The sequence below is a fragment of the Streptomyces sp. NP-1717 genome (genome assembly GCF_022695985.1).
Lineage (GTDB): Bacteria > Actinomycetota > Actinomycetes > Streptomycetales > Streptomycetaceae > Streptomyces.
This window is the reverse complement of the sequence record NZ_JAAPBF010000081.1, coordinates 1-13,657: the sequence shown is the minus strand read 5'-3', so window position 1 is coordinate 13,657 and position 13,657 is coordinate 1. Positions and strand designations below refer to the sequence as shown.

The following is a 13,657-nucleotide window of genomic DNA, read 5'->3' as shown; positions in this document are numbered from 1 at the left end:
TGTCGATCGCTTCACATCGAAGACGCTATCCCCTGCCACTGACAATGGGCCTCGACGTCCTCCCGCCTGTGGAAAACTCCGGGCTCCGGCACCTCGAACAACCGGCCCGGAACCCATGAGAATGCTTGTTCGATTTTGGTGTCAAGCGCCTCTCGCGGGCGTGTCGCGGAGCGTACGGGGCGCGGGGGTACGGCCACGGGCCGCGCCCCGGTGCCGCGGAAGCCGCGCGATCCGGCAGCACGCGGCACGACGCCCGAGGTCAACGGCGCGCTGCGGACCGGACGCGGCCCCGGCCCGCCGGCCCGCCGGCATCGTCGTCGACCGGTGCCGGCCCCGGCGCCCGCCGCGACGAGTCGCGGCGGGCGCGGCTACTCACGCGTCCCCGCGAGTTCGACCGGCCTCGTGCGCAGCGCCGTCAGCGCCGGGACGACGGCGGCCACCACCGCCAGAACGGCGCTCGCCGCCACCATCGCCCCCACGCTCCCCCACGGCACGACCAGGGGCGACCGGACGGAGAGCAGCGCGAGGGCGCCTCGTACGCCGAGGAGGTTCAGGCCCGCCACGGCGGCGCCGAGGAGGGAGCCCACGGCCACGACCACCAGCGCCTCGGCCGCGACCAGGCGGAGCACCTGGGGCCGGGTCGCCCCGGTCAGCCGGAGCACCGCGAGATCGCCGACCCGGTCGGACGTCGCCATGACCAGGGTGTTCGCCAGCGCGATCCCGGTGTACAACAGAGCGATCCCAAGAATCAGCAGCATCCCCAGGCGGGTGCTCTCGCTGGAGCGCGGATGGCTCCGCGCCGTCCAGGCGTCCTTCGTGAGGACGGTCGTCCCCGTCGCCCGCCCCGCCTCGCGCAGCGCGGTGTCGACGGCGGCGGCGTCCGCGCCGTCTCGCAGTCCGATGTCCACGCGGTCGACCGTGGCTCGGGGGGCGTTGCGCGGGGTGACGTACACCCCGTTGCTCCCGGTGCCGGTCCTGAGCACCGCCACGATCCGCAGTGTCGCCTCGCGGCCGTCGCCCAGCCAGACCCTGACGCGCTGTCCGACGGTGTGTGTACGCCACTCCTCGTTGACGACGATGCCGCCGTCGTCGAGATCGGCCACCCGGCCGGAGGACACCGGCAGCCGGGACACCGCCGCGAGATCGGCCGGGTCCACGGCTCTGGCCTCGGACCTGACGAGGGCGACGCCCTCTTCGAGCACGGTCACGGCGGTGGAGCGCGAGGCGCTCACGTCGGTGCCTGGGATGCTCCGCGCGCGTGCCACGAACGGGGCGGGCAGTGTGCCGTCCTCGCCCGGCGCCGCCACGACGTAGTCGGCGGTCGTCTGCGCCGCGGCCTCGGCGGCCTTGGCCTCGTTGATGGTCGCCGTCGTACCGAGGAGGGACGCGGCGAGCGCGACGGTGATCAGTACGGGAGCGGCGACGGCCGCCGTACGGCGCACCCCGGTGGCCGCGTTCTCCCGTGCCAGGAGGCCGGTGGCGCCCGGCAGCCGGGCGGGCAGCCAGGTGACGAGCCTGACCACCGGCGGCACGAGCACCGGCGCGTACAGGGCGAAGCCGACGATCAGCAGCATCGGCCGGGTGATGTAGGTCTTCCTCTTGAGGGCCTCGCCGGGATCGGTGGCCAGCGACCACGCGAGCAGTCCGAGACCTGCCAGCAGGACGAGGGCACCGAGCAGCCAACGGCTCGGCGGCATCGCCCGGTTGTCGACGGCGGCCTCGCGCAGCGCCTCGGTGGGCCTGATCCGTCCGGCCCGCCAGGAGGACGTCAGGACGCCGGCCGCCGCCACGCACAGGCCCGTCCAGAAGGCCGTGTGCAGCGGCCAGGTCTGGTCGCCGATCGCGAACCAGGACGGTGCGATCCCGCTGTCGGCCATCCACGCGGCGAGCGGCGGCGCTCCCACGGCCCCGAGCAGGCAGCCGAACGCCGAGGCCGGTACGGCGACGAGAACCGCCTCCGCGAACACCGTCCGCCGTATCTGTCGCGGAGTGGCCCCCGCCGTACGGAGGAGGCCGAACTCGCGTCTGCGCTGTGCCACGGCGAAGGCGAAGGTCGACGCCACCACGAAGACGGAGACGAAGCAGGTGATGCCCGCCGCCGTACCCAGCAGCGCGTTGACCGCGACCAGCGCCTCGCTGTCCCGGTCCGGGTCCGGATCGGCCGCGCGCCGCGCGTCACCGGTCAGGACCTCGAAGCCGGCTCCGGCGCCGGTACCGCCGACGGCCGCGCGGACGGCCGCCACGTCCGCGTGAACCACCAACGCGTCGATACGGGGCGAGAGTTGGGCGGCCTCGGCGTCGGTGAAGAACACCGCGGTCTCGAAGTCCGTCGCGTCCACGGTCCCGACGACGGTACGGCTGCCCGCCCCGGCGGGCGTGACGACCCGGACCCGGTCACCGACCTCGACGACGTCATCGGGCCGGGAGTGCGAGCGGGCCGCCACGGCGACCACGATCTCCCCGGACGCTGCGGGGGCGCGACCGTCCGTGAGCCGGTACGGCGTGGCAGCCGCGACGGACCACGGGTGCCCGACCGCCCCGTCACCCTCACGGCTACGGGCACCGCCGCCGTCTCCGCGGCCTCCCAAGGAGGCGGCGGAGAACGACACGGGGAACGTCCGGTCCTCGACCGTGGGCCCGAGCCGCCCGAGTTCGGTGGCCAGGCTGTCCGGTACGGCCCGTGGATCGGCGAGCCGCTGCGTACGCTCACCGATCGGCGTGGACACCCGCAGGGTGTCGGAGGCCCGGACGACCACCGGTGCCGCGGCGAAGCGCTCGGGCCCCCGGTGCGGGGCCTCGAACGTGGCCGCGAGCGCGAGCCCCGTGGCGGCGATCAGCCCCACGCCGAGGGCCAGCGCGACGAACGACCCGGTGAACGTGACCCAGCGGGCTCGCATGCCCTGGAGCGTCAGCCTCGGCACGGGGCCACCGCCGGCGCGGTCATCCGCTCAGCGACCAGGTCCGCGGTCGGCGAGTCGAGAGCGCCCCGCACCCTGCCGTCCGCCAGGAACAGCACACGGTCCGCGTACGACGCGGCCATGGGGTCGTGCGTCACCATGATCACCGTCTGTCCGCCGTCGACCATGCCGCGCAGCAGGGTCAGGACCTCCCGGCCCGTCCGCGAGTCCAGCGCCCCGGTCGGTTCGTCGCCGAACAGCACGTCGGGGCGGGTGACCAGCGCCCTGGCGAGCGCCACGCGCTGCTGCTGACCGCCGGAGAGCTCGCTGGGCCGGTGTCCCGCACGGTCGCGCAGTCCCACCCGCTCCAGCACGTCGAGTACGGCGGCCCGTCCCGGTCTGCGGCCGGCCAGTCTCAGCGGGAGCGCCACGTTCTGTTCGGCGGTGAGCGAGGGCAGCAGGTTGAACGCCTGGAAGACGAAGCCGATGCGTTCGCGCCGCAGCGCGGTCAGTTTGTTCTCGCTGAGCGCGCTCAGGTCGTGGTCCCCGAGCATCACGGTCCCGCTGGTGGGCCGGTCCAGTCCGGCCGTGCACTGGAGCAGGGTGGACTTGCCGGAGCCGGAGGGCCCCATGACGGCGGTGAAGGTGCCCTTGGGTATGTCGAGGGTGACCCGGTCGAGCGCGGTCACGGCCGCCGCGCCCTTCCCGTAGGACCGGGTGACGGAGCGGAGCCGGACCGCCGTGTCGGTCGTGACCGCGCCGCTCCCGGCGGTTTTGCCCGTGGCGCCGCTGTTGCCGGTGGCGTCGTTCATGGCTGTGTGGTTCATGGTGATCACTCAAGTCGCGCCGGGCGCCCCGCACATCGCAGCAGGACGGCATGCCCGTGGTGGAGCTGGCTCCACCCCCCGGCGGGTGGAGCGGGTCGGGTGGGGCTGAGTGCGGGGCGAATGGTGGAGCTGGCTGGGTGGCCGCGCCGTACGGCGCCCGCCTACCGTGCGTCCATGCACTCCCCCAGCCTCTGGCAGGCGCTCCGTGCGCCCCGTTATCTGCGCGGCAGCTGGCCGTGGCGCGCCGCGGCGTATCTGCTGAGCGGCGTGTGCGCCGGTCTGGCGACCCTGGTCTCGCTGCTCCTGCTGGCGGTCGTGGGAGGCGCGCTGGCGGTGGTCGTCGTCGGTGTCCCGCTGCTGGTGATGTTCGCGCTCTCGGGCATCCCGCTGGCCGCGCTGGAACGCCGCCGGCTGCGGCTGGTCGACCCCGTCGTACTCGCCGATCCGCACCGCGAGCCGGACGGTGCGGGCCTGGCCGCCTGGGTCCGCGTCCGTCTCAAGGAGCCCGTCACGTGGCGGGAGTTGGGGTACGCGCTGCTGTGCGCGTTCGTGCTGTGGCCGCTGGAGGCGCTGGCCCTGGGAACGGTGCTCGGCGTCTGCGGCGGCCTGCTGGCCACACCCGTCGTCATGGCCACCGTCGGCGGGGGCGAGGAGGTCCGCGTCATGAAGCTCTGGCTGGCCGACTCCTATCCGCAGGCGTTCGCGGCGGCGCTGGCCGGCGCTCTCCTGCTGCCTGTCCTCGCCTATCCGCTGGGCGTGGTGGCCGCCGGGCGTGCCGCACTGGCCAGACAGTTGCTGTCGTCCCGTGACGCCGCGGTCGATTCCCGGATCCAGGAGCTCGGCCGGTCGCGGATGCGGCTGGTGGACGCCTTCGAGGCGGAACGCCGCAGGATCGAGCGTGATCTCCACGACGGCGCCCAGCAGCGCCTGGTGGCCCTGTCGATGACGCTGGGCCTGGCGAGGCTGGAGAACCCCGGCGAGCCGCTGGGCGGCCTCCTGGCCAAGGCACACGACGAGGCGGGCACGGCGCTGGTGGAGATCCGGGAGCTGATCCGGGGCATCCACCCCCAGGTGCTGACCGACCGGGGGCTTAAGGACGCGGTCGAGGACGTCGCCGACCGGTCGGCGGTGCCGGTCGACGTGCGCTTCGAGCTGCCGGGGCGGCTGCCCGAGGCGATCGAGACGGCGGCGTACTTCGCGCTCTGCGAGGCGTTGGCGAACGTCTCAAAGCACAGCGGCGCCGACCGCGCGGAGGTGTGTGGCAGGATCGCCGGCGGCGAACTGGTCGTGGAGGTCAGGGACGACGGGGCGGGCGGGGCGGACTTCTCCGGCGGCTCCGGTCTGCAGGGGGTCGCGGACCGTATCTCGGTACTCGACGGCCACCTGACGGTCTCCAGCCCCGTCGGCGGTCCCACCGTCTTCCGCGTACGGATTCCCTGCCCGCCCGGCCGGGCCGCCACGGACACGGCCGCGACAGCCGGCACGACCACCGCCCCCGCCTCCCGTACTCCGACCCGAACGAGGACCTGATGTCGCGCATCGTGCTGGCCGAGGACAGCGTGCTCCTGCGGGACGGCCTCACGGGTCTGCTCGAACGTTTCGGGCACGAGGTCGTCGCCGGGGTAGGGACCGCCGGCGAATTGATCGCGGCGGTGGCCGAGCACCGGCCCGACATCGTGGTGACGGACGTGCGCATGCCGCCGGGCTTCTCCGACGAGGGCCTGCGGGCGGCGCTGGAGCTGCGCGAGCGGCGGCCGGAGCTGCCCATCCTGGTGCTGAGCCAGTACGTGCAGCGCGCGTACGCCGAGGAGTTGCTCGACTCCTCGGACGGCACCAGCGTCGGCTATCTGCTGAAGGAGCGGATCGGGCACGTCGAGGAGTTCGTCGACGCCGTCCGCCGCGTCGCCGAGGGGGCCACGGTGGTGGACCCGGAGGTCGTACGGCAGTTGCTCCGGCACCGCCGCGATCCTCTGTCGAGGCTGACGCCGCGCGAACAGGAAGTACTGGCGCTGATGGCGGAGGGCAGGTCCAACGCGGCCGTCGCCGCGGCGTTGCATGTCAGTGAGGGGACGGTCAGCAAGCACTTCGGCAGCATCCTCACCAAACTGGACCTCTCCCTGACCGACGCGACGAACCGCCGCGTCCTGGCGGTGCTCGCCTATCTGCGGGGCTGACGCCCGGCCCCCGGGGCCCGCCCCGGCCGTCAGGCGCCGCTCTGCGGGCTCGGCGGCCGGGGCGGGCGCAGGCGGGCGCTGCCGCGTCGCAGCGTCCGGCGTATCCGCGCCAGGGTCCGCCCGCTGCCCCGCCGCCGGTGGCCGTGCACGCGCGGGTCGTCCGTGACGTCGTAGCGCTTCACGTACGCCCCGAGGAACGCCTGCAGCGTCGCGACCGCGGGGATGGCGATCAGGGCGCCGACGGCGCCGAGCAGCGCCGTGCCGGCGACGACCGAGCCGAAGGCCACGGCGGGGTGGATGTCGACGGTCCTGGCGGTGAGCTTGGGCTGGAGGACGTAGTTCTCGAACTGCTGGTAGATCACCACGAATCCGAGCACCCACAGCGCGTACCAGGGGGCGACGGTGAAGGCGATCAGCATCGGCAGGGCGCCGGCCAGGTAGGTGCCGATGGTCGGCAGGAACTGCGAGACGAGGCCCACCCAGACGGCGAGGACCGGCGCGTAGGGGACGCCGAGGATCTCCAGCAGGACGTAGTGCGCGAGGCCGGAGATGAGCGCCATCAGTCCGCGCGAGTAGATGTAGCCGCCGGTCTTGTCGACCGCGATCTCCCACGCCCGCAGCACCTCCACCTGCTTGGCCGGGGGCAGCACCGAGCACACGGTGCGCCGTAGCCGCGGTCCGTCGGCGGCGAAGTAGAACGAGAACAGGAAGATCGTCAGCAGCCGGAAGAGGCCGCCGAGCACAGTGGTGGAGACGTCGAGCACACCGCTCGCACTGTTCTGGACGTATCTCTGGAGCCAGTCGGAGTGCAGCAGGCTGTCCTGGACGGCCACTCGTGACAGCTCGGTGCGGAAGCTCTGGTTGATCCAGTTGATGAGGGAGTCGAGGTACCGGGGGAACTCGTCGACGATCTCGATGATCTGGCCCGCGAGCATCGAGCCCAGCAGCACCACGAAGCCGACGCTCGTGATCAGTACGGCGAAGAAGACGAGGAACGTCGCGATTCCGCGCCGTATGCCGCGGGTCGCCATCCGGCTGACGGCCGGTTCGACGGCCAGGGCCAGGAAGAAGGCGATCAGGATGTTGATCAGCAGCCCGAGGAGCTGGTGGAACGCCCAACTGCCCAGTTGGAAGCAGGCGATGAGCGTCAGGGCCAGCACCATGGCACGGGGCAGCCAGCGGGGCATGCGGGCCGTCGCGTCACCGTTCCCCGCCGTAGGAGGCGGCGGCGGGGTGGACGGCTGAGGGTCCTGGGCTGTTTCGTCGGTCAGTGCCACGGAGCCAGTGTCGCGTACAAATACGTCACCGTTTGTCGGCGGGCACGCCCATGGCGGCGCAGACGGCCCTCCAGACGTCCTTGGCCTCCCATCCGGCGTCGAGGGCCTCGTGCACCGTACGGCCGCCGAGCTCCGCCATCACATGGTCGCGCGCGAAGGAGTCCGCGTACGCGGGGCCGAAGTGGTCCGCCATCCGTTCCCAGAAAATCGTCAACCGCATGACCTCAGTATCCCGCGTCCCGGGAGTGCGGCCGGAGCCAGGAGGCTGCGGCCGCTATCCCTGGCTCAGCCGCCGAGGGCGCGCACCCCGGCGGTCACCGCGACGGCCGCGGCGATGACGAGCAGGAACGGGGCGCGCAGCACCAGCGCGAGCCCCGCGGCCGCGAGTCCGGCCGCTCTGGCGTCGACGACCAGCGCACCGTCGGCGCCGCTGAAGGCCTGCTGCGCCGTGAGGGCGGCGAGCAGCGCGACGGGCAGGAGCGCGGACAGTCGCTGGACGAGGGGGCGTTCCAGCGCGCCCGCGGGGACGAGCAGCCCGAGCAGTTTGACGAGGTAGCAGCCGACCGCGGTCAGGCCGATGGCGATCCAGACACTCATCGGTTCACTCCCTTCGGGTCGGTGGTCCTGCGGCCCTCGAACCAGAGGACGGCGGGTGCGGCGAGCGCGGCGACGAGCACCGGCACCCCGGCGGGCAGCACCGGCAGGAAGCCGAGCCCGAGGACGACGGCGCCGGCGGCGACCGCGCGCTCGGTCGTCGTGCGCAGCATGGGGGCGAGCAGAGCCAGGAAGACGGCGGGGCCGGCCGCGTCGAGGCCCCACGCGTCGGTGTCGCCGATGGCCTCGGCGCCGAGCGCGCCGAGCAGCGTGGTGAGGTTCCACAGCGCGTAGAGGGAGAGCCCGGTGACGGTGAAGCCGAGGCGCACGGCGCGCCGTGTGGGCTGCGCGAGCGCGACGGCCGTCGTCTCGTCGATGACCCATTGGGCGGCGAAGGGGCGTACGAAGCGTGGCAGCGCCAGGAGTTGGGACAGGCGCAGGCCGTAGAAGGTGTTCCGTACGCCGAGGAAGAAGGCGCCGGCCGCGGCGGTCAGGGGGTTGCCGCCCGCCGCCAGGGCGCCGACGAGTGCGAACTGCGAGGCGCCGGTGAAGACCAGCAGGCTGAGCGCGCAGCTCTGTAGGAGGGTGAGGCCCGCCCCGGCGGATGTCACGCCGAAGGCGAAGCCGGAGAGGCCGACGGCGATGCCGACGCCCAGGGCGTCGCGGACGACGGCCGAGTCCGGCTTCGCCTCCGGCTCGCCGCTCGCCCCGTCGCCGGGTTCGGGTCCCGGCCCGGTTGCCGGTGCCGTACCGGCACCCGCGCCGCCGCTCCCCGCGCCTGCCCCGGGCCGCGGGGTCGTCCCGGCCGCCCCGTGTGCTGCTGTCCCTGCTTCGGTCATGGGCTCCGGGGCCGACCGGTCGGGTATCCCCGCCGTGCCGGCCCTGTCCGCGGATGCTGTCTGTTCTGCCACGTCGGAGACGGTACGGGGCGGGTTCGGGCTCCGTCTTGTACGTTCTTGCGCGCCCCGCCCACCATGCACCCGGGGAAGATGCTCGCGACGCGCGCTCAGGCGCCGCCCGAGGTGCGCTCCCTGCGGTACGCGCCCGGCGGCACTCCCACGATCCGGCTGAAGTGCCGGTTGAGGTGCGGCTGGTCGGTGAACCCGACGAGGCCGGCCACCTCGGCGGGGGCCCTCCCCTCGTCCAGCAGATGCCGGGCCCGGCGCACCCGCGCGTCGGTGAGCCAGGTGTGCGGCGGCATGCCGTACGTGTCCCTGAAGGACCGCAGCAGGGCGAACGGGCTGGTGCCCAGTTCGGCGGCGAGCCGCTCCAGCGACGGCGGGTCGGCCATCCGCCCCTGGAGCACGTCACGCGCGCGTGCCGCAGTCCTGGCTCCCGCGCCCCGCACCGTACGCCGCGGCAGCGTGCCCCCGTTCAGCCGCAGGAGGCGGGTGACGACGACCCGCAGCAGTGTGTCGGCGGCCAGCGCGTTCCCCTCGTCGGTGGCACGCAGCACCTGGTGGACGAGGCGGACGGTGTACGGGTCGTGGACGACGGGCGAGACGAAGCCGGGGGCGCCGCGCAGGCGCGTCGTCTCGGCCGCTATCTCCGCGACAAGGCCGGGTGACGGGTAGACGGCCCCGTACTGCCAGCCCTCGGGCCCCTGGGCGTGGCCGGTGTGCGGGGTGTCGGGGTTGACCAGCGCGAGGCAGTCCGGGCCCGCGTACTGGTTGCTGCCGCCGTGGTGGAACACGTCCACGCCGTCCGTCACGGCGGCGATGACGAACGACTCGTGGGTGTGCCTGACGAAGGTCTTGTCGATGTACTTGGCCCGTAGGAGGTCGACACCGGGCAGCTCGGAGTAGCGCCAGTGCCGTGCCTGCTCCCGAGCCGCCATGCCCCCAGTCTGCACCGGCCGGGCCCCGTCCCACCTCCCGGTTTCGCCCACCTCGTTTCCGCAGGCCCGGGCGATTGTCAGTGGCCGGGTGCACGATGGGGAGATGGCCGGCACCGCACTCGACTCGTTCTCCCCCGCGACCCGTAGCTGGTTCTCCGGGGCCTTCTCCGCGCCCACCGCCGCGCAGGAGGGTGCCTGGCGTGCCATCGGCGAGGGCTCGGACGTGCTGGTCGTGGCCCCGACCGGCTCCGGAAAGACCCTGGCCGCCTTCCTCGCCGCCCTGGACCGGCTCGCCTCGGTGCCGCCGCCGGCCGAGGCCCAAAAGCGCTGCCGGGTGCTGTACGTGTCGCCGCTCAAGGCCCTCGCGGTGGATGTGGAGCGCAATCTGCGCAGCCCCCTCACGGGCATCCGGCAGGAGTCCGTGCGCCTCGGGCAGCCCGAGCCGGAGATCCGGGTCGGCATCCGTTCGGGCGACACCCCCGCCGCCGAGCGCCGCTCGATGGTCACGAAACCGCCGGACATCCTGATCACCACCCCGGAGTCCCTCTTCCTGATGCTGACCTCGTCGGCGCGCGACGCGCTGGCGGGTGTGGAGACGGTGATCCTGGACGAGGTCCACGCCGTCGCGGGGACGAAGCGCGGCGCCCATCTCGCGTTCTCCCTGGAACGGCTCGACGAGCTGCTGCCGCGCCCGGCCCGCCGTATCGGACTGTCGGCCACGGTGCGTCCGGTGGACGAGGTGGCCCGCTATCTGTCCCCGCAGCGCAGGGTCGAGATCGTGCAGCCTCCTTCGGGGAAGGAGTTCGACCTGTCGGTGGTCGTCCCCGTGGCGGATCTGGGCGAGCTGGGCGGCTCCCCCGCCGCCGACAGCGGGGGCGCCGGCGCGGACGGCGGCGACAAGCCGTCGATCTGGCCGCACGTCGAGGAGCGCATCGCCGATCTCGTCCAGGCGCACCGCTCGACGATCGTCTTCGCCAACTCCCGCCGTCTCGCCGAGCGTCTGTGCAACAGGCTCAACGAGATCGCGTACGAACGGGCCACGGGCGAGGCCATGCCCGAGGCGCACTCCCCCGCCGAGATCATGGCCGAGTCGGGGGCCGCGAAGGGCGCGCCGCCGCTGATGGCCCGCGCCCACCACGGCTCGGTCTCCAAGGAGCAGCGCGCCCGGGTCGAGGAGGACCTCAAGGCGGGCCGCCTGCCGGCCGTCGTGGCGACGTCCAGCCTGGAGCTGGGCATCGACATGGGCGCGGTGGATCTCGTCATCCAGGTCGAGTCGCCCCCGTCCGTGGCCTCCGGTCTCCAGCGCGTGGGCCGCGCCGGCCACCAGGTGGGGGCGGTCTCGACGGGCGTCGTCTTCCCCAAGTACCGCGGCGATCTCGTGCAGGCCGCCGTCGTCACCGAGCGGATGCGCACCGGCTCCATCGAGGCCCTGCGGATTCCCGCCAACCCGCTGGACGTGCTGGCGCAGCAGCTCGTCGCGACGGTCGCGCTGGACACCTGGCAGGCCGACGACCTCCTTGCCCTGGCCCGCCGCGCGGCGCCCTTCGCCTCGCTCCCCGAGTCGGCGTTCACCGCCGTCCTCGACATGCTCGCGGGCCGCTATCCGTCGGACGCGTTCGCCGAGCTGCGCCCCCGTGTGGTGTGGGACCGCGTGACGGGCGCGGTCACGGGCCGGCCCGGTGCGCAGCGGCTCGCCGTCACGTCGGGCGGCACCATCCCCGACCGCGGCCTCTTCGGTGTGTTCCTCGCGGGATCCTCCGGCGCCGGTTCCGGCAACGGCAAGGGCCGCGGCGGCGGCCGGGTGGGTGAGCTGGACGAGGAGATGGTGTACGAGTCGCGGGTCGGCGACGTCTTCACGCTGGGCACGACCTCGTGGCGTATCGAGGACATCACGCGCGACCAGGTGCTGGTGTCCCCCGCCCCCGGTGTGCCGGGCCGGCTTCCTTTCTGGAAGGGCGACCAGTTGGGCCGTCCGCTCGAACTGGGCCGCGCGGTGGGCGCGTTCCTGCGGGAGGTCGGCGCCCTCTCTCCCGAGGACGGCCGGCTGCGGCTGGTCGCCGCCGGCCTCGACGCCTGGGCGGCGGACAACGTCCTGGCGTATCTGGACGAGCAGCGCCGTGCCTGCGGTCACGTTCCCGACGACCGGACGATCCTCGTGGAGCGGTTCCGGGACGACCTCGGTGACTGGCGGGTCGTCATCCACTCCCCGTTCGGTGCCCAGGTGCACGCGCCGTGGGCGCTGGCCCTCGGTGCCCGGCTCTCCGAGCGGTACGGGATGGACGCCCAGGTCATGCACGCCGACGACGGCATCGTGCTCCGGCTGCCCGACGCCGATCTGCTGAGCATGGATCTCCTCGACCAGGACCCGATGTCGCCCGATCCGGCGTACGACAGCGAGCAGGCGCCGGTCGGTGCCGGTGACGTCGCCTTCGAGCACGGTGAGGTCGGCCAGATCGTCACCGATCAGGTGGGGGGCTCCGCGCTGTTCGCCGCCCGCTTCCGTGAATGCGCCGCGCGTGCCCTGTTGCTGCCGCGCCGCAGTCCCGGAAAGCGCACCCCGCTCTGGCAGCAGCGGCAACGGGCCTCCCAACTGCTGCAGGTGGCGAGCGAGTTCGGCTCGTTCCCGATCGTTCTCGAAGCCGTCAGGGAATGTCTTCAGGACGTCTTCGATGTGCCCGGACTGACCGAGCTGATGGGCGACATCGAATCCCGCCGGGTGCGGCTGGTCGAGGTCACGACCACGGAGCCGTCCCCGTTCGCCCGCTCGCTCCTCTTCGGCTATGTCGCACAGTTTCTGTACGAGGGCGACTCCCCCCTCGCTGAGCGGCGCGCCGCAGCCCTCTCCCTGGACTCCCGGCTGCTGGCCGAGCTCCTCGGTCAGGCGGAGCTGCGCGAACTGCTGGACGCCGATGTCCTGGACGAGCTGGAGCGCGAGCTCCAGTGGCTCACCGACGACCGCCGCGTCAAGGACGTGGAGGGCGTCGCGGACCTGCTCAGGGTCCTCGGGCCGCTCACCGACGCCGAGTTGGCGGAGCGGGGGTCCGAGCCGGGGTGGCCGGCGGATCTCGCCGCGGCCCGCCGCGCCATCAGGGTCCGGATCGGCGGCGCCGAGTACTGGGCGGCGATCGAGGACGCGGGCCGGCTGCGCGACGCGCTCGGCACCGCCCTGCCCGTGGGCGTCCCCGAGGCGTTCACCGAACCGGTCAAGGACCCTCTCGGCGATCTCCTGGCGCGTCATGCCCGCACACACGGCCCGTTCACCTCGTCCGGGGCCGCCGACCGCTTCGGGCTCGGTCCCGCAGTCACCGAGGGCGCGCTCCAGCGCCTCGCCGCCGCGGGCCGTGTCGTCCAGGGCGAGTTCCACCCGTCAGGGATCGGCCAGGAATGGTGCGACGCCACGGTGCTGCGCCGGCTGCGCCGCCGGTCGCTCGCCGCGCTGCGGCACGAACTGGAGCCGGTGCCACCCGCCGCGCTCGCCACGTTCCTGCCCCAGTGGCAGCATCTGGGCAGCCACAGTCTGCGCGGCATCGACGGACTGGCCCGCGCCGTCGAGCAGTTGCAGGGCGCGTCCGTCCCGGCGTCCGCGCTGGAGAAGCTGGTGCTCCCCTCCCGGGTCTCGGGATACGCCCCGACGCTCCTGGACGAGCTGACGACGACGGGCGAGGTTCTGTGGGCGGGCGCCGGAGCCCTTCCCGGCAAGGACGGCTGGGTGTCCCTGTATCCGGCGGACTCCGCACCCCTGTTGCTCCCACCGCCGCACCCTCTTGAGCTGACGGCGCTGCACGAGTCGGTCCTCACCGCCCTGTCCGGAGGTTACGGTCTGTTCTTCCGTCAGATCACCGACCAGGTACGGGCCACCACCCACCCCGACGTCACCGATCCCCAACTGGCCGACGCGGTCTGGGACCTGGCCTGGTCGGGGCGGCTCACCAACGACACCCTGGCGCCGCTGCGCGCGCTGCTCGGCTCCGGGCGTACGGCGGGCGCGACGGCCCACCGGGCCAGGAGGACCGTCCCGCGCGGGCGTTACGGCACCCTCACCGCCGCGGCC

Annotated in this window: 10 protein-coding genes; 3 read left to right on the top strand and 7 right to left on the bottom strand. The window is 73.4% G+C overall.

The features are described 5' to 3' along the window. Window positions 1-368 precede the first annotated feature (368 nt). Both GXP76_RS18195 and GXP76_RS18190 read right to left on the bottom strand, forming a co-directional pair. A complete protein-coding gene (locus tag GXP76_RS18195; RefSeq protein ID WP_374361513.1) occupies window positions 369-2,921 on the bottom strand; it encodes an ABC transporter permease in 2,553 nt (850 codons plus the stop codon). Then, window positions 2,909-3,724: an ABC transporter ATP-binding protein gene (locus tag GXP76_RS18190; RefSeq protein WP_374361510.1), complete on the bottom strand. Its 816-nt coding sequence runs from the start codon at window positions 3,722-3,724 to the stop codon at window positions 2,909-2,911. Before GXP76_RS18190 ends, GXP76_RS18195 begins: the two co-directional genes overlap by 13 nt. A gap of 174 nt (window positions 3,725-3,898) precedes the next feature. Between GXP76_RS18190 and GXP76_RS18185 the strand changes: the two genes are divergently transcribed. Together GXP76_RS18185 and GXP76_RS18180 are read left to right on the top strand one after the other, a co-directional pair. Next, the gene (locus tag GXP76_RS18185) at window positions 3,899-5,254 is read left to right on the top strand and encodes a sensor histidine kinase (protein WP_242572593.1); all 1,356 of its coding nucleotides are present in this window, start codon (window positions 3,899-3,901) and stop codon (window positions 5,252-5,254) included. Next, window positions 5,254-5,898 (top strand): response regulator transcription factor, encoded by a 645-nt coding sequence (locus GXP76_RS18180; RefSeq protein ID WP_242572592.1) that lies wholly within the window; start codon window positions 5,254-5,256, stop codon window positions 5,896-5,898. The genes GXP76_RS18185 and GXP76_RS18180 overlap by 1 nt, the downstream gene beginning before the upstream one ends. Before the next feature lie 29 nt (window positions 5,899-5,927). Here the strand turns inward: GXP76_RS18180 and GXP76_RS18175 are convergent, their stop codons facing one another. The 5 genes from GXP76_RS18175 to GXP76_RS18155 all read right to left on the bottom strand — a co-directional run bounded on the left by GXP76_RS18175 (window position 5,928) and on the right by GXP76_RS18155 (window position 9,606). Then, window positions 5,928-7,085, bottom strand: coding sequence for an AI-2E family transporter (locus GXP76_RS18175; protein ID WP_242572609.1), 1,158 nt, complete (start codon window positions 7,083-7,085; stop codon window positions 5,928-5,930). Window positions 7,086-7,200: 115 nt separating this feature from the next. Continuing rightward, complete coding sequence (locus GXP76_RS18170; protein ID WP_242572591.1) at window positions 7,201-7,395, bottom strand: DUF3046 domain-containing protein; 195 nt, start codon at window positions 7,393-7,395, stop codon at window positions 7,201-7,203. 65 nt (window positions 7,396-7,460) lie between these two features. Then, window positions 7,461-7,772, bottom strand: coding sequence for an AzlD domain-containing protein (locus tag GXP76_RS18165; protein WP_242572590.1), 312 nt, complete (start codon window positions 7,770-7,772; stop codon window positions 7,461-7,463). After that, window positions 7,769-8,608, bottom strand: a complete 840-nt coding sequence (locus GXP76_RS18160) for an AzlC family ABC transporter permease (RefSeq protein WP_374361527.1) — start codon at window positions 8,606-8,608, stop codon at window positions 7,769-7,771. The genes GXP76_RS18165 and GXP76_RS18160 overlap by 4 nt, the downstream gene beginning before the upstream one ends. A gap of 167 nt (window positions 8,609-8,775) precedes the next feature. Beyond that, entirely contained in the window at window positions 8,776-9,606 is an 831-nt protein-coding gene (locus tag GXP76_RS18155) for an AraC family transcriptional regulator (RefSeq protein WP_242572589.1), read from the bottom strand. A 103-nt stretch (window positions 9,607-9,709) separates the two neighbouring features. Between GXP76_RS18155 and GXP76_RS18150 the strand changes: the two genes are divergently transcribed. Continuing rightward, a partial coding sequence (locus tag GXP76_RS18150; protein ID WP_242572588.1) for an ATP-dependent helicase occupies window positions 9,710-13,657 on the top strand: 3,948 nt, incomplete at its 3' end.